Raw genomic sequence first — 23,470 nt, 5'->3', positions numbered from 1 at the left:
TCGTGCAGCTATCAACAACCCCTATACATGTCTTATTTCGTGTTGATGCTTCCTCACAAATAGGGTTGGGGCACCTTTTGCGCTGTTTAGCGCTGGCACAAGCATTTGACTCCGCATCTTATCGCGTGACGTTTATAGTTAACGAAGCGGCTTATGCTGTCTGCCAAAGTCGAGAGGATTGGGTTGGTAGCCGAGTTATTATACCAAGTGAATTTGCTGACTCAGATACGCAGGAACTGGCGTGGATAGAGAACTTTATTCAGATTCATGCGGTCGATATTGCTGTGATTGATGGTTATCACTTTGGTGAGTGCTTTCGCGAAGTGTTTCGGCAACTATGTAAACTGGTCGTCGCATTTGACGATATGAATTGTTTACATGCGCTGTTTTGCGATGTAGTGATCAATGCGGCTCCGATGGCCTTTCAGCTGAATTACGACAATACTGCACCCACCGCTACGCAGTGTTTGGGAGCCAGCTATCGTGTAATGCGACGAGAGTTCGCGGAAATACGAGCTTTACCCATCTCGAAGCGTCAAGCGCTAACTATCATCATGGGGGGAAGTGATCCCAAAGGGCTAACTATTCCATTGTTGAATGCAATGAATGCGTACCCGATTCACTTTCCCGTCAATGTGATTACTGGTGCTGCTTATCCTAATCAATCAGAATTGTTGCGCGTGTTAGAAGGCTTGAGCTTTGATGTCAGCCATTATCATGATCTTCAACGTGTCGCAGCGTTATTTAATCAATCTCGACTTGTCATCTCAGCGGCGGGTTCGAGCCAATTTGAATTGCAAACGTGTGGCACACCAAGTCATCTGTTAGTCGTCGCTGATAATCAATTGCTTGCCACTCAATCAGCGCAAGAGGAAGGGTGGGCGCGTGTACACGATTTATCGGTAGTAAACGATTCAGCAATGATTGCTCAGTGTGAAAAAATCGTTGAGTCAGTGCTTTGTGACTTCAATGATTATGAGCAGTTAACCCGTATGCATGAGCTGGCATTGAGGTATGCCGATAACGAAGGAGCAACACGCGTGGTTAAAGCGATTGAACAGAAGTACAAGGAGTTAACAGGCAAATGCTGACGGGATACCAGGTTACTTTGAGAGATGTCGTAGAAAATGATCTAGACCAGTTACGTGAATGGCGGAATTTACCAGAGGTTCGTCAATTCATGCTATCCGACAGTACGATTGATGACGAACAGCAACGTGCATGGTTTAAGAAAGTGCAGCGGGATAAGACGCAGCGTCATTTTGTTATTGAATACAAGGGCCAGGCAATTGGTTCTGCCAATATAAAATCACGAGGAAATAACATACCTATCGAACAGGCGAATGTAATAGAACCGGGTTTGTATATTGGCGAGGCGAAATATCGTCAGAATATTCTTGCTTTCGCACCCACACTATTATTAAACGATTATTGTTTTAACAAGCTGGGCGTGACGAAGTTAGTGGCTGTAGTCAAGCCAGATAATCAGGCAGCACTAAATTACAACGCTAAATTGGGTTATAAAGTCGTCAATCAAGGTGAATTAATTGATATCTCTTTGAATTTCGAGGATTATCAGTTACATACTCAACAGTTGAAAGCATTTTTATCCCGATAGGAAAGTTATGAGTAATCAACAAAAGCTCACAGAAGCATTTTCGCAAGGTTTAGGCATTGAGTCCAAGCAGGTTACCGACGCGCTAACATATAATACGATCCCTGAATGGGATTCGACTGCGCACATGATCCTTATCGCCGAGCTAGAAAATCAATTTAATATCATGCTGGATACTGACGATATAATAGATATGAGTTCGGTAGCAAAAGCGAAAGAGATTCTAAGCAAGCATGACATATCCTTTGATGCTTAATGAACAATATTTTTTGGTGACCGGTGCAAGTGGTGGCATTGGTCAAGCTGTGTGTCGTGCGCTGGTGGCGACTGGCGCGACGGTTTTCATGGGTGGCAGGAATGAGCAGATACTAGAGCTGCTCGCCACGGAGCTGGGCGATAACGCGATTCCGTTTTGCTATGACGTTACCAATCAAGAAGAGGTTAAAGCAGCATTTCAGCACATTCAACAACACGTAGGTCAGCTATCTGGGCTTGTTAACTGTGCCGGTATCATGGTTGACGCTGGGCTTGCGATGACACGAATGACCGATGTAGACGCTTTATTGGATGTGAACGTGAAATCTACGTTTTTACATTGCCAATTGGCCAGTCGACTGATGGCTCGGCAGAAGCGAGGCAATATTATTAATCTTTGCTCGGTAGTGGGCGAAAAAGGCAGTGTCGGGCAAAGTGCCTATGCCATGTCTAAAGCGGCAATAACAGGGCTCACGCGTGCGCTATCTAAAGAACTTGGGCCAGTGGGCATTCGCGTTAACGGCGTAGCACCGGGCTTTATAGACACTCAAATGACAGCCCATTATGACGATAGCAAAAAAGCAGCTCTCATGGATACCATCTCGCTGGGAAGGTTAGGGCAGCCTGATGATGTAGCTGACGCTATCGTCGCACTTTTGAGCGACCAGCTTCGTTATGTTACGGGGCAAATTCTTCATGTCGATGGCGGCATGCAAGTTTAGGCTGAGCATTGATGTCTCTTTTTACTGAACTAGCTGAATATGGTGACGACATTGCGTTCATAACGCCTGCTGAGCGCGTCAGTTATGTCGACGTAGACTCTCGCTGTAAAAAGATGGCAACAACGCTACCTGATAAGCGCTCTCTTATATTGATTAACGCTGAGCATACCGTTGATACCCTGATCGCGTTATTCACTTCGATACGAGAAGGGCATGTGGCGATGCTGGTAAATCCCACTATTGCAAACGATGAGCTTGATAAAATCATTGAGCATTTTTCGCCAAATGTGATGGTGAAAAATGGCATAGCGGTTACTGTTCATAATGAAGAGCTTGTTGCTGACCCAAACGTCGCGTTAATGCTTTCTACGAGCGGTTCAACAGGCTCTGCAAAATGGGTAATGCTTAGCGTTGAGAATCTTCAGGCAAATGCAGCGTCAATTTGTGCATATTTGCCTATCAGACAGGATGATTTAACACTCGGTAACTTGCCTTTACATTATGCCTATGGGTTGTCTGTGATTACGTCTCATATACTCAAAGGAGCCACGGTTTTATTGTCCAGTGTGTCTGTTATTGACAAAGCTTTTTGGCAGTTGTTTGAAGAATATCCGATCACGAGCATTGCGGGTGTGCCTTACACCTACGAGATGCTGGTACGCTTAGGGTTCCATAAAAAAAATTATTCACATTTGCGTTATTTCACGCAAGCAGGAGGAAAGCTATCAACTAGGTTGATAGACACGTTGGCTGATTTTGCCGCTACACAATCGCTCGCGTTTTATGTGATGTATGGACAAACTGAAGCGACGGCGCGTATGGCCTATTTGTCCCCTGAAAAAATTAATGAAAAGGTATCGTCCATCGGCCAGGCGATTCCTGGCGGTGAGTTGACATTAGTCAATGAATTGAACGAGACGATCACCGCGCCATATATGCACGGTGAACTGTGCTACCGTGGCCAAAATGTTATGTTAGGGTATGCGCAACGGCGTTCTGACCTTGCTAAACTCACTAATCCAGAATGGTTGGCAACCGGAGATATTGCATATTTTGATGATGCGGGCGATTTTTACATTGTGGGTAGAAAAAAGCGCTTTGTAAAATTGTGGGGGCAACGTTTTAGTTTGGATGCGATAGAATCGTTGTTGCATGAAAATGGCATTAACGGATTCGTCTTAGGCGTAGATAACCGAATTGATATTATGACGACACAAGGGCAATTGGATATTGCAGAGGGTTTGAGATTGAGATTAGCAAAACAACTAGGTGTTCATCCTTCTGCACTGCGTGTTCATGAGATGGCGTCTTTGCCAATGACGGCCAATGGAAAACCTGATTATCAAGCGCTATCCAACTACCTTACAAAGAAGTATTCATCGTGAGTGTTCCCACGCAGTACCAAGATGCTTTCGACGCATTGATGACCTTGCCACCCTATGATACGCCATATAATGAGAAGCATCCAGTGTTACTCAACGTGTTGAATTTGCTGCACGAGCATCATGTAAACACTTGCTCAGAGTACCGTAACATAATGCAAACTGAGGTGACTGGACGTGATGCTGATACTATATCGAGCTTACCTTATTTAGCAGTTCGTTTGTTCAAATTATTGCGGTTACAGAGTATTGGTGATGATGCCATCTTTCGAGTGCTGAATTCATCGGGTACGACTGGGCAGGTGCCTGCTTATATTCCGTTAGATAGAGACACCAGCTCCCGGCAATCGAAAGTCTTAGTGAGAATCATGCAGGAATGGATTGGCAAACAGCGTCTTCCCATGTTGATTATTGATCACCCTGATGCAGTGAAGCCAGGCGGACAATTTTCTGCACGTGGTGCAGGGATTCAGGGCTTGAGTTTTTTTGGACGGGATCACACTTACGCATTGAAGCCTGACATGTCGCTAGATATTGAGGCAATAAAGCAGTTTCGCGATAAGTATTCCGATCAGCCGGTGCTGATGTTCGGTTTTACCTTCATGGTATGGGCGCATTTTCTAGACTCGCTCGAAAAGTCGGACATATCAATATCGTTTCCAAATGGTATCTTGCTTCACAGTGGAGGCTGGAAGAAGTTGGAAGCGCAAAAGGTCAGCAATGACGCATTCAAAGCTAGACTACATACACTAACCGCCATCACGAAAGTACATAATTTTTATGGGATGGCCGAGCAAGTTGGGTCGGTGTTTGTAGAGTGCGAACATGGGTTTTTACACGCGCCTGTACAGTCAGAAATTATCGTTCGCGATCCGTTTACGTTGGCGGTTCAGCCTCACGGTAGACAAGGCTTGATTCAGGTTATGTCTGCTATCCCTTCCAGTTACCCCGGACACAGTATTTTGACAGAGGATCTCGGCACTATACATGGTATCGATGATTGCCTGTGCACGCGTAAGGGCACGTATTTTTCTGTTAGTGGACGTTTACCCAAGGCCGAGGTGAGAGGCTGTAGTGATACTCAAAAATGATTGATAAACTAGACCCTATTCATTCGTTAAGTCATGAGCGCTTCGATTTAGATGAATTTTTTGACTCTTCACTTTTCCCCACTTACGCACAGCAAACCTTGTCGTTTGCTCGCGCAATGTCACGTCACTTACTGACAGATTTAGCGTGTAAGCAGTACCCTGAATTAGTGTCTTTAGGATTTTGGCTGAGAGATGCGAACCTTTTTCACTTTGAAAAGAAAATAAAAGGAAAGTATTTAAAGCCACTAGGTAGCGTGCTTCACATTACGCCAAACAATGTAGATACAATGTTTATGTATAGCTGGATTTGTAGTTTGCTGATGGGAAATCGGAACTTAGTGCGTGTTTCTACAAAAGAGTCGAGAATTAAAGCACTGTTGCTAAAGGCGATTAAATCGCAATTTTCAAAATCAGAGTTTGCTGCACTGTCTAGTGCAAATCAGTTTATTTCATATGAAAAGGCATCTAATTGGACAACGTACCTTTCAGCCCGTGTTGACGCTCGGGTAATTTGGGGAGGTGACGAAACGGTCAGCGAAATTCGAGCCGCTCAAACGGGTGTAAGATGTCGTGATGTTTCCTTTGCAGATAGGCAGTCAGTTGCCATTGTGAACGGTGATATGTTTACCAATAGCGATACAATTGATGGCGTAGCGGAGCGGCTGTGGCGAGACACTCATCCATATGAGCAGCAAGCGTGTTCGTCACCGCGAATCATATTTTGGCTGGGTGAATTACGTCATCAACGCGCATTTTTTGAAGCAGTAAATACGCTAGCAACGGCGACTTCCCAGCAAATTTACCAACGAAATGAGCGACTTGTGCTCCTCCAACAACTGCGAAGCTCAGGTGTCGTTGACTCTGTGATTATGGATGATGCTATTACGGCTATGTGCTTGGCACAGTCATTTCCACTAAATAAAGTTAATCATCCTGGATATTTGCAATATTTTATTGTTGATTTAACTGCCCTCGAGGCTTTGCCAAGTTATCTTGACGAAAAGGTACAAACAGTTACCTACGCGGGTATTGAAGTGCAAAGATTGCTAAACGTTTTGTCGTGTCCGTCGATAAAAGGGGTAGATAGGGTTGTTCCTACGGGAAGTGCACTGACTTTTTCCCCTGTTTGGGACGGGTATGATTTATTTAGTCAGCTTTCTCGTGAGATTATCTTGGAGTAATTTGGATGACCGAGTTACCAAGTGTGGGAGTAGATGCTATGTTGGCGGGGCTTACCACATTTTTATTCCTCTCAGGTTTACTTCGCCTCATTAAAATATTGAGAGGTAAACGCGGCGCATTGGCAAGTGAAGTGTGTCTCGATGATTTACTTGTACTTTTTGCTAGTAGTGGTTTACTGGCATTGTGCTACGTCACGTCTTCGTATCTGCTAGGCATAGTGTCTTTACTGATTGTTGTCGTTGGCATGCTCTCCTTAATAGACGCAATGCTATTTGTGCAATACAGAATTGAAGTGAATCGGCAAACCATTTCGTGGTTCATGACTGGTAGTAAGGGGCTGGTGAAAGGTATCCCTCATCTTTTATTGGTTTTTAAAAAATATCCGCCCGCGCTCGTTGTCACTCCTCTGTTATGTGCGTATTTAGTGTTGATTAACATGAAAATACTTGTGCCTTTAATTATGCTCGCAATTTTCGTATTGGGATATGTTTGTAGCAGGTCTGGGAGCAAATCATTGTGGGATACTTTGGCAATGATGCTCTCGCTTCTTACTGCGCCAATGGTATTTTACGGCACTTTTGTTTCAAACGCATGGGTTGCAATTTTATGTTTGACTACAATCAGTTTATTGGTGATTTCAATTTTAATTAAGAGCCTGAAAAAGAGCTCTGCTGCCTTTTTAACTACACCTACTTTGCTCTTGAATTTTTTCTCTGACGATAATGTTAGTGTCGATCAGAGCGTTGATTTTAAAGAAGAGCATAAAATCTTTATTCCTCCCAAACCCGCTATTCCGGAAAAGAGCCGATACTTTGGTGAGTGCAAAGGTGCGAATATTATTCTGATTACGCTTGAATCATTAGGTGCATATATTCCTCCGTATAACAATCAAGGCGCGTATTCGACACTGTTGAAGAGATTCGAAAACAACACGTGGAATTCAAGGAAGCATTACTGTTTGTGTCCCAATACGACGGTATCGACCAATCAAATATACAGTGGTGCTTACTCAAATAACCCTTACAATAGGGAGGACTCTTTGTACCCAGGCGTTGAGCCTAAACATGTGAAAACGCTGAAAAAAGCGGGTTACAAAACTTTTTTCTTAGATAGTGCCAATATCAATCTTTACGATTACCATAAATTACTTAATCGTATAGGCTTCGATAAATATTGGGGTACAGATGATATTCCCTCCAATGGTTTACGTGCTGATTATCGAATTTGGAACATGGTAGATGAGTTAGTAGAATGCATAGATGACTCTCCCTTCTTTTTGCATTTAATAAACGATCAAACACATATGCCTTATGAAGTTGTTGATAAACAAAGGTTTAGTCGTCATAAGGGAAGATCTGCCAAAGAAACCTATTTAAATGCAATTGAAGAATCTGATTACATTATTGATGAATTTCTGACACGGCTAGGAAAGAGAATTGATTTATCTGATACGTTAATTGTGTTTACCGGCGATCATGGTGAATCGTTTGGCGAACACGGATACAGTTTTCATTCAAATTCTGTCATATCACAGCAAATGCAGGTTCCTTTTTTCATGCATCACCCTAATTTGGAGTCGAAGAGCATCGAGCACTCTTGTCACTTCGACTTATTCCCAACGTTTTTTGATTTGCTAGGTATTGAGACGTCAGAGCCATGCTTGGGTGCCTCGCTGGGTAAAGATGATAGGCCAAATGCTTACTTTTTTCATTCGGCTACTCTCAAGGGAAATACACCTGCAAATTTTGGGTTTCTTTACGAGAACCAATTTTACTGGACGGATAGACTATTTAATCAGGTTCGGCTGGTAGACGCGCAAGGTAACAATGCATCTTTAAGCAAGCATGAACGAAGCTATACTGAGGCGATGTTGTACCAAATGCTTAAAGCAAGAAATATATTAGCGTAATGGAGGGGGAAACAAATGTTTGTCGCTCATAGCTCTTATGCTCTTAAATTTCTCTCTATTGAAGAGTTAAAAGATAAAGACTACGCAGTGATAGGAGACGGTGACTACGTTGTAAAATTACTCGAATTAGTTAAAGGCACACACGGGACGATGCCGTCGGTTATTTATACGCGGCGTGATAATCCGCGTCTTGAGGGGTGTCGTTTAGAACCGGAATCTAATATCGCCCAAAGTGACATCGAGCTGTTTGTGTTGGGCACAAATCTGTTTCAGTTAGAAATCATTGACAGGGTGTCTAAATGGATACCAACACAGGCTGAGTTTGTAGATGTTTTAATTGGACGAGGGGATATTCATACACAGTTTCACTATCGACAACCTGTGCCTCAATCTAAGCGTTATGTACTTTTCTATGCTATCAACCCGATTGAAAACATTGATCACTACCTTAGATACTTTTTTACTTGGCTGCAAAATCATCAGATGGATGTGGTTATTCGACATCCACTACAACGGGTAGAAACTCACGTAATAGAAAACGCTGAGGGAGTCATTATTTGGAACGGTACAATGTCAATTTATGACTCGGTAAAGACGCGATTAATGAGCTTAGATATTCCTTTCACTTTTGTAGAGTGTGGATTTTTTCCTCAACATGAGTTTTTCTATTTTGACCGTAAAGGCATCAATACTGACAGTCAGCTATCCGAGGATGATCTAGAGTGGATTTCAGATGACCACCTTTTAACTCTTCACGAAAAGCGAGAGACTTTTCGCGCAAGTATCACTTCAATGAACAAACCTCCATTAACGGTTTCGTTGCCTGAAGATTATATATTTGTCCCGCTTCAAGTACCAACTGATACGAATATTGTGAACAACTCTCGTTTTAGTCGTGGTATGCAAGAGTTTATTGACTACATTGAAGCGCTATATCCTAATGAAAATATTGTCTTTAAGGCTCACCCTAAAGATACCCATGCGAGTACTTATCAATATCAACATGGGCACGTATCATCGCAACATACTTTATTGCTTATTGAAGGCGCTAAGCTTGTGCATGGTATAAATTCGTCGGTTTTGTTTGAAGCTGCATTATTGGGTAAAGAAGTTAAGTGTGAAGGCCATTGTCTACTGTCAGTTCACAACGACAAACCTGATAAATTGTTAGCTGCCATGATTTACAGACAATTCCATACGAGTGACACCGCATTTTCCCGTGAGAAGTTGGAGCGCTTTTCGTATCTAGGTTATTCATGCTTCGGATAAAGCTTTGTAGCGTTTGAATCAAACAGCACTCCCATAAGATTAGAGAAACATATGATAAGTGAAAATAATACTGCAGAAACCGTCAAATCTTTTAGTGCGTCGACTGAGAAAAAAATTTACATCGGGTGTGGCGAGGATAGAAGAGAGGGCTACCTTCATTGTGACTTAAGAGAGTTAGAAGGAATAGATGTAGTCTGCAATGCATGGGAGGTATCACAACATATCACAGGCCTAACAGATATTTATTCTCGACACATGTTAGAACACCTAACCTCTATGGAAGCGGAAGCAGCACTTATAGATTGGCACAATGCGCTTGCTATTGAGGGGACTGTTTATATTGTTGTTCCAAATATGGATTTTCATATTCAACAGTGGTTAAAAGCGGATTGGAACGAATCAACAATAAAGGATCCTAACTCTGATGCAAGATACGGTTTTGCCGGAATATTTGGTTGGCAGAGAGAATGTGATCCTCGCAGTGGTAATTATGAAAATACGTATTGGGATGTGCATAAATCTGGTTATAACGAGAAAAGAATGCGCTTTTTACTTGAGCGTGCAGGGTTCGTAGATATCAAGATAGAGATTAAAAATGATGTGCATCTCGTTGCAACAGCCAAAAAGACAATGCAAAGGGGTGAGAGGCAAATTTCAAGTTCACTCGAAAATATTCGCCAAGACCATGTGAATAGATACCGTTTTGCGGCTGAGCAACTTAATAATGCCAGCGTTGAATCAATCTTAGACTTAGCGACTGGAATAGGGTACGGTGCTAAATTACTTGCAGATACCACGGCAGCAAATGTTACTGCAGTAGATATAGATTCTGCTGCCATTGAGTTTGCTCAAAAGCATTATCAGGCAAAGAATGTAACCTATTTATGTCAGGATGCCAGAGAGAGCAGTTTCCAGTCCTTGTTCGATGCTATTGTGTCATTTGAAACGATAGAGCATGTTAAATTTGATAAAGAGTTGATGACATTCTTTTATCAAAATCTTACCGAAAACGGCATATTTATTTGCTCTACGCCGAATGAAATTAACATGCCATTTAGTAAAGAGAAGTTTAAGTTTCATGAGAAGCATTACACGCCCGATGAAATTATTTCAATGGTTCGCCAAGTGGGTTTTACCGACATAGATGTATATTCGCAAAAAGACAATGTTCAAGGTCAAATTCAGCAAGGATACGACGGTGTATTTACTATACTCGTTTGCCGAAAAAGCGCTACGGAGTCAGTATAGTGAAGTTTATTCAAGACGCCGATAATATAGTCAAAGGTAAGAGATGCATCGTTCTTGCCTCTTCAGGTTATTTGAAAGGTCGAGGGAAAATATCAAAAGCGTTTATCGACAGTTTTGATCTAGTCGTAAAAGTCTCTGATATGTGTGAGATACCGGATAAAAACAATGAATTGGGTTCCCGGTGTGATGTTTGGTTTGGATTGCCAAAAATTGATGATTGGACTGTTGATTTGCAAGCTATTTACAAACAGAACGTAAAGTTAATGGTTTTTCAACCTAAACTTCCTCATTATGAATCTACCTGGGACGATTGTGTCGACTGGTTCGAAAAACAGTCTCATCCTGACGGTGTTGCTTATACGTTCGCGAGTGCTAGTAAATATAAAGCGCTTACTGAAAAATTGGGATGTATGCCATTCAGTGGGATTTTTGCCGTAATGGATCTCTTAAGTCGGGGGGCCGAGCAAGTATTTGCTTATGGGCACGATTTTTTTCAATCAGGTTATTTTAAAGAATCTGAAATTTATGATGTGATTGACTCAGGTTGGCATCTTCTCGAGCCTCAGAAAAAGTATTTAGCGAATTTACTGGAAGTAGAACCTCGTTTTTCATGTGATTTAAATACGAAAAGTTTGTTACACCTGTGGTATTCGCAGGATGTCAGCCAAAATGATCGCTACATTGATCAACTATTAGGCGCTGAAAGTGATCATTTTTTTCAAAATTTAACTGGAAATGTTCTGGTTTTTCGAAGTTGTAATGAAATTATATTTGGTAAAATACTCGAAAATCTTTGCGAAAAAACTCAGCACCTTTCGGTTGATGTAGTCTGTCAGAATGCTTTTAAACCGCAGCTTACTTGTCAAAACCTCCGTTATATAGCCGTTGAGAAACAGCCATTTAATAACGAGGAAATCGTCAATAATAAGGTGCTAAGTGATAACTATAGCACATGCGTTATTCCATATAACGGTATTCCACTCTTACACTATCTACCGCTGTTTGAGGTCGCGCTAAAAAAGTCTGTAAAACAAATTATTTTAGTTAACACCAGAGGCGCAATGAAGCGATATTTTGATGTTCAAGGTTTAGTCAATCGGTGTCAAAAATATGCATCAATAAGAAGCGAATTTCGGTGCTTGCAGGATAGATTTGATCGAAAAGGGGCATTTTAATGAGCGAGCAAGGCCGACCTTTAATTGTGGTGGTTGGATGTGGAAACATCGGTTTTAGGCACGTTCAAGCGCTGTTGAGTGAAAAAAATCATTATGACATCTTAGCTTATGATCCTGATGTGGCGGGATTAAATGCGGCTGAGTTTGCACTTTTAAATCAAGATAAATTTGCCTCAAAAATACTGAAAACGACTACCGAATTTCCTAGAAATATGGACATTTCTCTCGCAATTATAGCGACAAATGCTGATGTTAGGTTTGCAGTAACTGAAAGCTTGATACAACAAAACACTGTTAAATCCATTGTTTTTGAAAAAGTGCTATTTCAGTCGAAGGTGGAAGTAGATAAGATGTCTTCGCTGCTGAATCAACAGTCTATTTCAGCGTGGGTGAATTGTCCGAGACGAATGATGCCATGCTACAAAAAAGTCAAAGAACGTATAAACCCACAACAACCTATTAAGATGGAGCTATTTGGTAAAAATGTGGGGATGGCATGTAACGCTATCCACTTTCTAGATTTATTTTTCTACTTAGGTAACATAAATCCAGTAAATTTAGATTTTCAGACAAATTTGGATGACCGTTTACTAAAAGCTAAGAGGAGTGGTTTTTACGAGCTAACTGGGGAGATTTACCTAGAGTGTGATAAACACTCTATTCATATTAATTGTGATGATGATGGTGGCAAGGAAGAAATAAAGATTAAAATAGAAAATAGCGGAGCTGAATTTCAAATTGATGAAATAAATAGTGATATTTTGACGGTAATAGACAATGAATCAATAAAATCTGATTTTATTCTTCCATTTCAAAGCCAAATGAGTCAAAAGTTTTCACTAGGCATTATCAAACATGATAAATGTGAGTTACCATCTTTTGATGAGTCAGCAAAGCTCCATGTTGCGATGATAGAAGCATTTTTGCCTCAATTTAATCGTTTATTGCACCAATCAAACGACTTTATACCTATTACCTGATATGACTCATTCAATATTATTAATTGGCGCGGGCCCAATGGCTGTAGCATATGCAAAAGTACTGCAATCAATGCACATCCCTTTTGATTGCTTGACGCGAAGTGAGGCTTCTGCAAGCTACTTTTATAAAGAAACAAACATTAAGCCATATATTGAACCGCTAGAGAGCAGAGTAGAGGCGAAAGGTGGTTATGAAAAAGCTATAGTCGCAGTGACCATCGACTCTTTGAAATCCGTTGCTTTATCTCTCTTGCACTGTAACGTGAAATCTATTTTGCTAGAGAAGCCAGGTGCGTCTGACTACGCAGGCGTGTTGGAGATTGCAAAGCTAGCGGATATAAAACGGGCCGATGTGTATGTTGCTTATAATCGACGTTTCTATCAATCGGTAATCGAAGCCAAAAGGCGGTTAGCCCGAGATGGAGATATACATAGTGTGACATTTGAAATTACGGAGTGGTCACATCTAATTGATGAAACGATGTTTTCAAAAGAGGTGCTGGAAAACTGGTTTTATTCCAATACAAGTCATGTCGCTGATTTGGCTTTTTATCTCGGTGGTAAACCTAAGACGCTAAACTGCGAAGTATCTGGATGTTTACCTTGGCATTCACGTGGCAGCGTTTTTAGTGGTAGCGGTGCAATGGAGTCGAATGCGTTATTTAGTTATCATGGTGACTGGTCTGGGCCCGGTCGATGGGCCGTATCGGTAAGCAGTGCCTCAGTAAAGTATATTTTTGCTCCCCTAGAAAAATTGCAGATACAAAAAGCTGGCAGTATTTCAATCGATGAAGTAAAACTTAACGGCTCACTAGATATTGACTTTAAACCGGGCATTTACTTACAGACACAGACGTTTCTTTCTGGTGACTGTGAAGAAATGTGCTCGATACATGAGCAGGTCGAGAATATGAAGTATTATGCTCGAATGGCTGGATACGTGTAATGAAGTACGCTCCTGAGCTTGAGTCTCTCACTATAGTCATTGTTACTTATCAACGTCATGCTTTCTTAAAACGACAACTTGATTTGTTAGTCAATTATAATCTTAACATCGTTATCATAGATGGTTCAGAGAACGCATTTGAATATAAATTCAATGATAGAATACGATATGTACACTCCCCCCAAACAAGTATGTATGACAGAATGGCGATGGGATTTTCAAAAGTCGACACAGCCTATACTCTGAGTTTGGCGGATGATGACTTTGTTATCATACCTGCCTTAGTGAAAGCTATTCGGTTTTTAGATGCAAATTGCGATTACGCTTCTTATCAAGGACGAGTTTTTGCGTTCAATAATTATTTTCCAAAATCTGGTATTGAATATTATGAAGTAGGCTTAAATGCGCGTGACTTTTCTTGCGAGCAGGATAATTTAGAAGCGCGGGTGTGTGCATTTTTTCAAAATTATATGCATTGTGTTTACTCGCTCCAACGCTCACATGTGTGGAAAGACTTATCATGCTACGTTTTGCCCGTGTTGTCAGAGTTTGAATTTGCACACTGCTTTAGACCCGCCATGTTTGAATTTTTTTGCTCGTTCTATTTATTGGTGCAAGGAAAGCATAAAGTCACTGATATCGAGTGGTTACTTCGAGAAAATATTCCAGTTTCGAGTAGTCGAGTTGATGAAGCTGATTTAAATCAAAAGTCGCTTTTATCAAAAGGGAGTGAAGTCTTTCGAGTGTTTGCGAATGTCCTGAACAATCGCGCTAGCGAGTACCATATTTCTAACGCATTGGTCGAAAAAGCCTTTATCTATTATCTGGATTGTCACATGCCTCAAGGAAGCACGCCGACCAGTCAACGCTACCCTGATTTAAATTATTTTTTGAAGACCTTATGTTCTTCGGTAAATATAACATCTGAATTTGAATCAATTGATGCTCACATACAACGTCATACCGAATCAACTAACAGGTGGATTCAAGGTCGCATAAACTCCATCGAGAGTATCTATGGGTGTGGTTGGATAGAATCCATGAAAACACGACTTGCTCCTCAATTAGATAATAGAGAGTCTCTAGTTATATTCGGTGCGGGTCAACATACTAAAGCGCTATTGGAGCTGGGCCTTTTCGACGATATGACCGTTTCACTGACAGATAACAATGCGTCACTATGGGGCTCAGACTTGTATGGTATGCGAGTTATATCGCCTAAAGAGATTACACAATATAGCGATACAGTTCTTATTTCCTCTCAAGCGTATGAACGTGAGATAGCGACGCAATTAATGCAGGACGTTAATGAAATAACATTGATCAAGTGTTACGGCACAGAATCGGAGTGAGACGACTTTGAGTAATCAAGATTTACCCTTGTACGTGCTAGCTGGTGGCAAAGGAACACGTTTACGATCAGTTGTCGCTGACGTTCCGAAACCATTGGCCCCAGTAAACGATAAGCCCTTTTTGTATTTCCAACTTCGTGCTTGGATCAAGCAAGGGTTTAAAGAGATTGTAATTCTTGCAGGTTATAAGGCCGAGCAGATAATAGACGCCGTTAATTCTGAACTCTTTTCCAAGTTAAAGGAAGAATGTCACATACATGTGATCTCCGAAGACAAAGAATTGGGAACAGGTGGAGCAATTTTAAATGCAATTGAGCACCTGGAAGAGGACCGAGACTTTGTCGCAGTCAATGCAGACACATGGATTCAGGAGGAAATTCATGAAATGGTAAAAGTAAACGCACCAGCCATGTTGATTGCATCTATTCCTGATTCATCGAGGTACGGTCGTGTATTACTTGAGTCGGATCGGGTGGTTGAGTTTATAGAGAAAAATACCGCGACGATTTCTCCATTTATTAATGCTGGCGTTTACACGTTAAACAGAGACGTTTTTAAAGGTAGAAAAAAGGGAGATGCGTTTTCTCTCGAGTATGACATTTTTCCCTATTTAGCGGAAAAATCATTATTATCTGCCGTAGTTAGAGAGTTAACTTTTATCGATATCGGCATTCCTGAAGACTATGACAAACTTCGTAAGTACCTTGAGAGTATAAAACTAATATGAATACAGACCTCTTTACAGTCGATGAGAATGTAACTCTTCGTGAAGCGTTGCAAAAGATTGATCAAAATAGCATGGGGATTATTTTCTCAGTTGATGAGGTTGGGCGTGTTTCAGGTGTTGCTACAGATGGAGATATTAGGCGAAAACTTTTGTCCGGCGTGTCTTTAGATAATATTGTAGCAAACTGCGTAAATCGAAATTTTATTTATGCAAATGAGGGGTCATCAAGGGAGTACTTGCTTAAAAGATTGGATCAAACAATAAAAGCTATCCCTTTAATTGACGAATCAGGCAAACTCGTTCGGGTGATAACTCGTGATTCATTTCCGCCCAGTAATCAAGAGCCCGTTTATGCGAGATCTCGTGCTCCTGTGAGAATTAGTTTCGGTGGAGGAGGTTCAGATTTAACTCACTTTTTTAGTGAGACAGACGGGGCAGTAATAAATAGTACGATCGCTTTGTATAGTCACGCGACGTTACGAATAAGAACAGATGAAAGCATTGCGATCTATTCAAGAGATTTAAATGACACGCTTGAGGCGAAAAACCTTTCAGAATTGTTACAACATAAAGGCAATTTTAGCCTCATCGTCGCATTGTTGAAGATGATTCAACCTGAATTTGGCTTCGAGCTTTTTTTACACTCTGATTTCAGGATGAAATCTGGTTTAGGGGGATCTGCCGTGGTTACGGCGGCAATTCTTGGATGTTTCAATCAATTTCGCCAAGATCGATGGGACTTGCATGAACTGGCAGAAATAGCTTATCAGGCTGAGAGACATTACTTAGGAATTGAAGGAGGGTGGCAAGATCAATATGCAAGTGTATTTGGCGGGTTCAATTTTATGGAGTTTAAAATGGAGCAAAATATCGTGCATCCGCTCCGTATTCACCCTGACGTTATGCTTGAGTTGGAAGAGAATCTGTTATTATGCGACAGCAACTTAGATCATGATTCAGGTAAGCTGCATGCTCATCAACGCGTTCAAATGACTAAATCAACAGTGAAAGAACGCGTGGAAAAAAATGTCAGACTGACCTATGAAATGCGCAACGACTTGTTGCGAGGGAAGCTGACGCAATTTGGTCAGGATCTTCATGAAGCTTGGCAACTCAAGCGACAATTCTCAGATAAAATATCCTCTCCAAAACTGGATGAGATCTATAATATCGCGATAGACAACGGTGCTATAGGCGGAAAGCTTTTAGGCGCTGGAGGAGGCGGGTTTTTCTTATTTTACGTTCCTGCATTTAAGCGCATAAATCTTATTAAAATTCTAGAAGAAAAAGGGCTCAACACACAGCAATTCAGATTTGAGCAGGAAGGGCTGCGTTCTTGGATGGTTAGAGAGTCAATTTAAACGGTAAAATATTATGATAATCGATGGTGTCTCAATAGGAGATAATCAAACATTTGTTATTGCTGAAATAGGTAATAATCACAATGGCTGCTTTAATCGTGCTATACAGTTAATCGATCAGGCAATTGAAGCGGGTGCTAATTGTGTTAAGTTTCAGGTGAGAAATCTTAACGCGTTGTATCGAGAGCGCTCATTGCAACGCAACGGCGATGATTTGGGCACAGAATATATTTTAGATTTACTTGATGAGTTCGAATTATCTGAACAACAACATGTACAGTTAAAGCGCTATTGCGATGAGAGAAATATCACATACCTTTGCACTCCGTGGGACGAAAAAAGTATCGATTTTCTAGAGAGTCTAAATGTCAAAGCGTACAAAGTAGCATCAGCTGACTTTACGAACGTGCCTTTACTTAAGAAACTCATTCGCACTAAAAAACCACTTATCCTCTCTACGGGCATGAGCACTGAAGATGATCTGCATTTTATTAATGACTTACTGCAATCTGAAAAGGCTGATTATGCACTGCTTCATTGCAATAGCACTTATCCAGCACCGTATGAAGACATTAATTTGCGCTGGCTTAGTTCACTTGGCAAGCTTCATCATCTTGTAGGATATTCTGGTCACGAGCGAGGGATTGGCGTCTCTATTGGTGCGGTTGCTTTGGGGGCTAAGATTATTGAACGCCATTTAACGTTAGATCGAAATATGGACGGCCCAGACCATGCCGCCAGTTTGGAGTTTATCGAGTTTAAAGAGATGGTAAAAGGCATTCGTGAGCTTGAGCGTAGTCTGGGAGATGGAAAGAGCAGAGCCGTTTCTCAGGGGGAAATGATTAATAAGGAAAACCTGAGTAAAAGTTTAATCGTTAACCGAAGCATTTCAGCTGGCACTGTCATCACATCAGATATGATAGATATCAAGAGTCCTGGACAAGGGCTTTCTCCAAGGTATTTTGAAGATTTAGTTGGCGTTAAAGTGAATCGTCATATGGAAAAAGAAGACTTTTTTTATTTGTCTGATTTGACTGGAGAGACGCAAAAGGTTGAAGCCGTTCATTTTAGCCGTCCGTGGGGGATTCCTGTTCGCTACCATGACTTTGATAAGTTCTCAAAGCGAATTTCACCCGATTTGTATGAGTTTCATTTGTCATATTCTGACATGGAACTGGATATTAAAAAACACATCACAGAAGTTCATGACTGTGATTTCGTTGTTCATGCGCCGGAACTGTTTAAAGACAGTAATCTAATGGATTTAGCAAGCCCTGACGAAGAGTACCGCGCATTTTCTATTCGTGAAACACAACGAGTTATAGATATTACCCGCGCTCTAAAGCCTTACTTTAAAAAGGCTGAGAGGCCAATGATTGTGGCAAATATTGGTGGTTACACCATGGATGCGCCGCTTTCTCAGCAGGATAAACAAGGTTACTACGAGCGCTTTGCAAAGAGCCTGCATCAACTTGACTGCGATGGTGTGGAATTACTACCGCAAACAATGGCTCCGTTTCCTTGGCATTTTGGCGGACAAAGATACCAAAACCTTTTTGTGTTGCCTGAGGAAATTACAGCATGGTGTAATGAATTAGGGCTAAGGATGTGTTTTGACATTTCCCATTCAAAACTAACCTGTAATCATTTTGGATTGGATTTTAATCAATTTGTATTAGATGTAGGCCGTGTTTCGGCCCATTTGCATTTAGGGGATGCTAAAGGGGTAAATGGGGAAGGTTTACAGGTAGGAGACGGAGATATTGATTTCGTGGAACTTGCCGCATCCTTGAAGAAATCCTGTCCTAAGGCGAGTTTCATTCCTGAAATATGGCAGGGTCATAAAAATGAAGGAGAAGGATTCTGGATCGCTTTGAATAAGCTTTCAGGATTACTTTAATTTTTTTTATCCGTGGTCGATAACAGATTACATAGTGTTTTATAAGGGCAGTCATTTGTTTGGCACAATGCAGGGGAGGTTGCTCCCTAAGTATAAAGGAAATTATCAAGCGCACCCAAAGGGGTATTGGCAGGAAGAGTTTACGATCGCAAAGCAGTTAGGGTTGGACTGTGTGGAGTTTATTCTCGATTTTGAAGACTACTCTGAAAACCCATTGATGCGTTTCGATGGTTTGCTTGAAATATGTCAAGTTGTAAGAAAAACTGGCGTGTCAGTGCGCTCAATATGTGCAGACTATTTTATGGTCAGCCCATTTCATCAAGCTAACAATGAGCACGCTAATATAAGTGTAGATGTACTTAAATACTTAATTACTATTGCCCCTCTTCTGGGGTGCCGCGATATTGTGATTCCCTGTGTTGATAATGCGTCATTGAAAAGCAGTAAAGACGTTGACAGATTTATTGAGATGTTGCGACCACTACTTGGTTTGTGTCACCAAAATAATGTTAATTTAGCGATAGAAGCTGACTTAGCTCCAAATGATCTACTTGCTTTAATCCGAAAATTTGATTCGCCAAATATTACGGTTAATTATGACATTGGCAATAGCGCTTCGTTAGGGTTTGATCCAAAAGAAGAGTTTGATGCCTATGGTAAATATATTTCAAACGTTCATATTAAAGACCGACTGCGTAACGGCCCTCCTGTAGAATTAGGTAAGGGGGATGCCCAGTTTGACGTTGTTTTTAACGCACTTAAGGAAATGAATTACCAAGGTCTGATTATCATGCAGGCTTGGCGTGATGATGAGGGAGTTGCCATTTTCAAGAAGCAGATGGATTGGATAAACCCGTTTATTCATGCATTAAATGGGACTAATCAGTATGACTGAAACGATTGCAATTATTCCGGCTCGGTCGGGCTCAAAATCTGTAAAAGATAAAAATTTAGCAAATTTATGTGGCTATCCACTCATTGCATACAGCATTGTCGCTGCGAAACTATCAACAGTTGTTGAGCGGGTAGTCGTGTCTACAGACAGCGATGACTACAAGCAAGTAAGCGAATACTTTGGTGCAGAAGTGCCATTTTTACGGCCGCAAAAATTTGCGCAAGATAATTCTACCGATCGCGGCTTCTTACTTCATGCAATGGAGTGGATGAAAGAAATGGAAGGAAATGTGCCGGAATATTGGGTGCATTTGCGGCCTACAACGCCATTACGAGAGCCAGTATTAATTGATAATGCGGTTGAAAAAATTCGAGCTGAGCGACGCGCAACATCGCTGCGTTCTGGACATAAATCACCAGAAAACCCGTTGAAATGGTTTACTAAAGACACACATAGCTTCTATCAACCGATCTTAAAAGACGATGGTTCAGAGCGATACAACCAACCCAAGGAAGCATTTCCTCAAGTTTACGTGCCCAATGGTTACGTCGATGTTGTGTTAGCTTCGCAAATTATGCGGAGTGAAACAACTCATGGCAATCAAATTCTGAGCTTTGATACACCGGTCAGTTGTGAAGTTGACTCTCCAGATGAGTTGGATTATTTGCGTTATCAACTGCAAAAGGACGGTTCTGTATTACTCACCTATTTGAAAGAAAACTTTCCCATTTACTATAAGGAACAAAACTAGTGGCAGGAGTATCATTTACTCATCAACCGCAAGATGTTGCTCATGTTGAGACTAAGTATCGAACAATCAAAACTAAAATACCTGTTCCAGAGAGTGTTCCTCTGCTTGAGGAAATGTACGCGCTAGAGTGTCGGGCAATGCATGGACAATTGCCTGTCATTTGGGATAGTGCCGATAATTTTCAAGTAAAAGATAAATGGGGAAACGTTTGGCTTGATTTTACCAGCACTATATTTGTTGCTAATGCTGGCCATGCTAATCAACGAATTATTGATAGATTACAACAATTGTTGAATAAGCCTTTACTTCATTCATATACCTATGCGCATGATACGCGAATTGCGTATTTGCGTAAGTTAAATGAGGTTACCGCTGCGCAATTTGAAAAAGCCTTTATGCTATCAGCAGGTACTGAGGCGACCGAGGTAGCGTTAAAGCTTATGCGCATGCAAGGTGCCAAGGAAGGAAAGCGCAAAGGTGGAATAGTCTGCTTCAGTGGTGCATATCACGGACGAACGATGGGTGCGCAGATGATGACGGGCAATGTAGCCGCGAAAGAGTGGATTGGTCATCATGATGCGCAGATTCATCACCTTCCGTTTCCTTACCCATGGCTTGAAGAAGTTCAGCAATCACCTAAGGCTTTCTTTGAACGCACATTTGAGCAAATGTGTGAACAACAAGGCTTGAGTGCCAAAGAAGATATCTGTGGATTTATGATTGAAACTTTTCAGGGGTGGGGCGCTGTGTTTTACCCTGACGGTTTTCTTGAAGCGTTAGCAGATTTTGCGAAGGAAAATAAAATATTAATCGCATTCGATGAAATGCAAGCAGGTTTCGGAAGAACTGGGACGCTTTTTGGTTACGAGCATTACAACATTGAGCCTGATTTATTGTGCCTTGGTAAAGGAGCAAGTTCTGGTTTACCTCTTTCAATTGTGATGGGAAGTCAGGAATTAATGGACCTGCCCGATATTGGTTCAATGAGCTCAACGCACTCTGCAAATCCACTTTGTTGTGCTGCAGGGTTGGCAAATCTTGAGGCACTTTTCGAGGATGGATTAATTGACAACTCCATGGTTTTGGGAAGGGTGCTACATCGAAAACTATCTGAACTCAAAGATCGGTACCCTAATGTTATTTCTAAAATTTGCGGGAAGGGATTACTGGCCGCTGTCATTTTTGAAAACGCAAATGGCGAACCATTGAGTGAATTGTGCGATAAGGTGTGTGAAAAAGCCATGCAGAAAGGTTTGTTGCTAGTGCATACAGGCAGAGAGTCAATCAAAATTGCTCCTCCACTGAGTATTGAAGAAGACGCTCTCATTGAAGGGGTTGATGTGCTAGCAGAGTGCATTGCTGAAGCGGTTGAGCAGACATGTTAAAGAATGTGAGGCATACGGGCATTGTGGTTCAAAACCTAGAAGCGTCAAGGTCTTTTTATACCGCCCTTGGTTTTGAGGTCGTGTCCTCTGATGTTGAAGAGGGGGCGTTTATTGAAAGTGTGACTGGGTTAAGAAACGTAAAACTGGAGTGGATCAAAATGCGATCTTCTTGTGGGTTTTTGCTCGAGCTCCTCAAGTATCACTCTCATGATTTGGCGCCCTCTGAAATACCAGCGAATGTTAACAAGCATGGATGCTCTCACATTGCATTTACTGTCGAAAACGCCAGTATGTTCTTGGAAAAAGTGTGTCAATTAGGGGGCTATATGATTAATCCTCCTGCCATAAACCCGACAGGACAGGTCAAGGTTGCGTATTGTCATGATCCCGAAGGCGTACTTTTGGAGATTGTTGAGGAGCTAGTATGAAGAAACTCACGTGTTGTTTATGCTCCAATAATGAAGACGAGCCGATATACTCAGGTAAAATTCGTGATGGACAGTATGGTTCACTGTCAAAAGCAGAGGTCGACGTCCTGCAGTGCACTCATTGCGGTCTAGTGAGATTAAGTCATGATATGAATGAGCCAGATTTCTATGAATCTGAAACCTATCGTGAAACGTTTAATGGAACGGCCTCAATAGAGAGTTATGTACATGTACATGACGTGGAGCAACCTCCGCGAATTAATAAAATTGGTATTGAGGCCTTCAGAAACAAAGTCGTGTTAGATATTGGTTGCGGTGGTGGCGCTTTCCTTGATCAGGTTGCGGGCGTTGCGAAAACGACAATCGCTGTGGAGCCTTTTGTTGGTTTTCATGAAGAACTTAAGAAAAAAGGACACATCGTCGTGTCCTCTTCTGAAGAGCTGCTACCTGAGTGGCGGACATCTATTGATACTATTGTGTCGTTTGGTGTTATTGAGCATGTCGATAATCCACTTAGCTTTCTAAAAGATGCCTATCCATTGTTGAAAGACGATGGGTGTTTTTATTTAGAAACAGATAATCTTAACGATATTTTGATGAAATTGAATGTAGAGGCATTTCCAACGTTTTTCTATCGAACCGCTCACCTTTGGTACTTTAATGCTGAGACATTATCTACTCTCGCTCGAAAGGCTGGGTATCATATTTCTAACACGAGTTTTAGGCATAATTTCGACCTCTCGAATACATTAGTTTGGGCTAATAATGGAATACCATCTGGAAATGGGAAATTGTCGTTCATTGACAATAACCTAAACCTAATGTGGAAACAGTTTTTAGAGCAGCAAGGCTATGCGGATCTGATTTTTATGCAGCTTACTAAGGGGCGCAACTAGA

General features: G+C 41.4%; 22 protein-coding genes. All 22 read left to right on the top strand.

The features are described 5' to 3' along the window. The first annotated feature begins 2 nt into the window (after window positions 1–2). Genes pseG through OE749_RS12100 form a run of 22 tightly spaced genes read left to right on the top strand, consistent with a single transcriptional unit; the run spans window position 3 to window position 23,469 of the window. On the top strand, window positions 3–1,091 hold the full coding sequence (gene pseG / locus OE749_RS12205; protein ID WP_263712751.1) for a UDP-2,4-diacetamido-2,4,6-trideoxy-beta-L-altropyranose hydrolase: 1,089 nt from the start codon (window positions 3–5) through the stop codon (window positions 1,089–1,091). Then, the gene (locus OE749_RS12200) at window positions 1,085–1,618 is read left to right on the top strand and encodes a GNAT family N-acetyltransferase (protein ID WP_263712750.1); all 534 of its coding nucleotides are present in this window, start codon (window positions 1,085–1,087) and stop codon (window positions 1,616–1,618) included. Before pseG ends, OE749_RS12200 begins: the two co-directional genes overlap by 7 nt. 7 nt (window positions 1,619–1,625) lie before the next feature. After that, window positions 1,626–1,871: an acyl carrier protein gene (locus OE749_RS12195; RefSeq protein WP_263712749.1), complete on the top strand. Its 246-nt coding sequence runs from the start codon at window positions 1,626–1,628 to the stop codon at window positions 1,869–1,871. Next, complete coding sequence (locus OE749_RS12190; protein WP_263712748.1) at window positions 1,849–2,592, top strand: SDR family NAD(P)-dependent oxidoreductase; 744 nt, start codon at window positions 1,849–1,851, stop codon at window positions 2,590–2,592. Before OE749_RS12195 ends, OE749_RS12190 begins: the two co-directional genes overlap by 23 nt. An 11-nt stretch (window positions 2,593–2,603) precedes the next feature. Continuing rightward, window positions 2,604–3,977 (top strand): AMP-binding protein, encoded by a 1,374-nt coding sequence (locus OE749_RS12185; protein ID WP_263712747.1) that lies wholly within the window; start codon window positions 2,604–2,606, stop codon window positions 3,975–3,977. After that, a complete protein-coding gene (locus OE749_RS12180; protein WP_263712746.1) occupies window positions 3,974–5,065 on the top strand; it encodes a LuxE/PaaK family acyltransferase in 1,092 nt (363 codons plus the stop codon). Before OE749_RS12185 ends, OE749_RS12180 begins: the two co-directional genes overlap by 4 nt. After that, complete coding sequence (locus OE749_RS12175) at window positions 5,062–6,246, top strand: acyl-CoA reductase (protein WP_263712745.1); 1,185 nt, start codon at window positions 5,062–5,064, stop codon at window positions 6,244–6,246. The genes OE749_RS12180 and OE749_RS12175 overlap by 4 nt, the downstream gene beginning before the upstream one ends. A gap of 5 nt (window positions 6,247–6,251) precedes the next feature. Next, window positions 6,252–8,156 (top strand): LTA synthase family protein, encoded by a 1,905-nt coding sequence (locus tag OE749_RS12170; RefSeq protein ID WP_263712744.1) that lies wholly within the window; start codon window positions 6,252–6,254, stop codon window positions 8,154–8,156. Between the two features lie 15 nt (window positions 8,157–8,171). Continuing rightward, complete coding sequence (locus OE749_RS12165; protein ID WP_263712743.1) at window positions 8,172–9,425, top strand: capsular polysaccharide export protein, LipB/KpsS family; 1,254 nt, start codon at window positions 8,172–8,174, stop codon at window positions 9,423–9,425. A 51-nt stretch (window positions 9,426–9,476) separates the two neighbouring features. Continuing rightward, complete coding sequence (locus OE749_RS12160) at window positions 9,477–10,673, top strand: class I SAM-dependent methyltransferase (protein WP_263712742.1); 1,197 nt, start codon at window positions 9,477–9,479, stop codon at window positions 10,671–10,673. After that, complete coding sequence (locus OE749_RS12155) at window positions 10,673–11,848, top strand: hypothetical protein (protein ID WP_263712741.1); 1,176 nt, start codon at window positions 10,673–10,675, stop codon at window positions 11,846–11,848. The genes OE749_RS12160 and OE749_RS12155 overlap by 1 nt, the downstream gene beginning before the upstream one ends. Then, on the top strand, window positions 11,848–12,828 hold the full coding sequence (locus OE749_RS12150; protein ID WP_263712740.1) for a Gfo/Idh/MocA family oxidoreductase: 981 nt from the start codon (window positions 11,848–11,850) through the stop codon (window positions 12,826–12,828). The genes OE749_RS12155 and OE749_RS12150 overlap by 1 nt, the downstream gene beginning before the upstream one ends. 37 nt (window positions 12,829–12,865) lie before the next feature. Next, on the top strand, window positions 12,866–13,774 hold the full coding sequence (locus OE749_RS12145; RefSeq protein WP_263712739.1) for a Gfo/Idh/MocA family oxidoreductase: 909 nt from the start codon (window positions 12,866–12,868) through the stop codon (window positions 13,772–13,774). Beyond that, window positions 13,774–15,126 carry a TIGR00180 family glycosyltransferase gene (locus tag OE749_RS12140; protein WP_263712738.1) on the top strand — a complete coding sequence of 451 codons (1,353 nt, stop codon included), beginning with the start codon at window positions 13,774–13,776 and terminating at the stop codon, window positions 15,124–15,126. Before OE749_RS12145 ends, OE749_RS12140 begins: the two co-directional genes overlap by 1 nt. Window positions 15,127–15,133: 7 nt before the next feature. Next, window positions 15,134–15,853, top strand: coding sequence for a sugar phosphate nucleotidyltransferase (locus OE749_RS12135; protein ID WP_263712737.1), 720 nt, complete (start codon window positions 15,134–15,136; stop codon window positions 15,851–15,853). Beyond that, window positions 15,850–17,214 carry a GHMP family kinase ATP-binding protein gene (locus tag OE749_RS12130; RefSeq protein ID WP_263712736.1) on the top strand — a complete coding sequence of 455 codons (1,365 nt, stop codon included), beginning with the start codon at window positions 15,850–15,852 and terminating at the stop codon, window positions 17,212–17,214. The genes OE749_RS12135 and OE749_RS12130 overlap by 4 nt, the downstream gene beginning before the upstream one ends. A 13-nt stretch (window positions 17,215–17,227) precedes the next feature. After that, window positions 17,228–19,114, top strand: a complete 1,887-nt coding sequence (locus OE749_RS12125; protein ID WP_263712735.1) for an N-acetylneuraminate synthase family protein — start codon at window positions 17,228–17,230, stop codon at window positions 19,112–19,114. Between the two features lie 55 nt (window positions 19,115–19,169). After that, entirely contained in the window at window positions 19,170–20,009 is an 840-nt protein-coding gene (locus OE749_RS12120; protein ID WP_263712734.1) for a sugar phosphate isomerase/epimerase family protein, read from the top strand. Next, window positions 20,002–20,760 carry an acylneuraminate cytidylyltransferase family protein gene (locus OE749_RS12115; protein ID WP_263712733.1) on the top strand — a complete coding sequence of 253 codons (759 nt, stop codon included), beginning with the start codon at window positions 20,002–20,004 and terminating at the stop codon, window positions 20,758–20,760. Before OE749_RS12120 ends, OE749_RS12115 begins: the two co-directional genes overlap by 8 nt. Continuing rightward, window positions 20,760–22,145, top strand: coding sequence for an aspartate aminotransferase family protein (locus OE749_RS12110; protein WP_263712732.1), 1,386 nt, complete (start codon window positions 20,760–20,762; stop codon window positions 22,143–22,145). Before OE749_RS12115 ends, OE749_RS12110 begins: the two co-directional genes overlap by 1 nt. Then, on the top strand, window positions 22,139–22,573 hold the full coding sequence (locus tag OE749_RS12105; RefSeq protein WP_263712731.1) for a VOC family protein: 435 nt from the start codon (window positions 22,139–22,141) through the stop codon (window positions 22,571–22,573). The genes OE749_RS12110 and OE749_RS12105 overlap by 7 nt, the downstream gene beginning before the upstream one ends. Beyond that, window positions 22,570–23,469, top strand: coding sequence for a class I SAM-dependent methyltransferase (locus OE749_RS12100; protein ID WP_263712730.1), 900 nt, complete (start codon window positions 22,570–22,572; stop codon window positions 23,467–23,469). The genes OE749_RS12105 and OE749_RS12100 overlap by 4 nt, the downstream gene beginning before the upstream one ends. The last annotated feature ends 1 nt before the right edge of the window (window position 23,470 follow it).

Origin of the sequence: Fluctibacter corallii, from assembly GCF_025751585.1 — a bacterium.
GTDB lineage: Bacteria > Pseudomonadota > Gammaproteobacteria > Enterobacterales > Alteromonadaceae > Fluctibacter_A > Fluctibacter_A corallii.
Note: the sequence above shows the minus strand (reverse complement) of the source record. Positions and strands in the feature narration are given on the sequence as shown.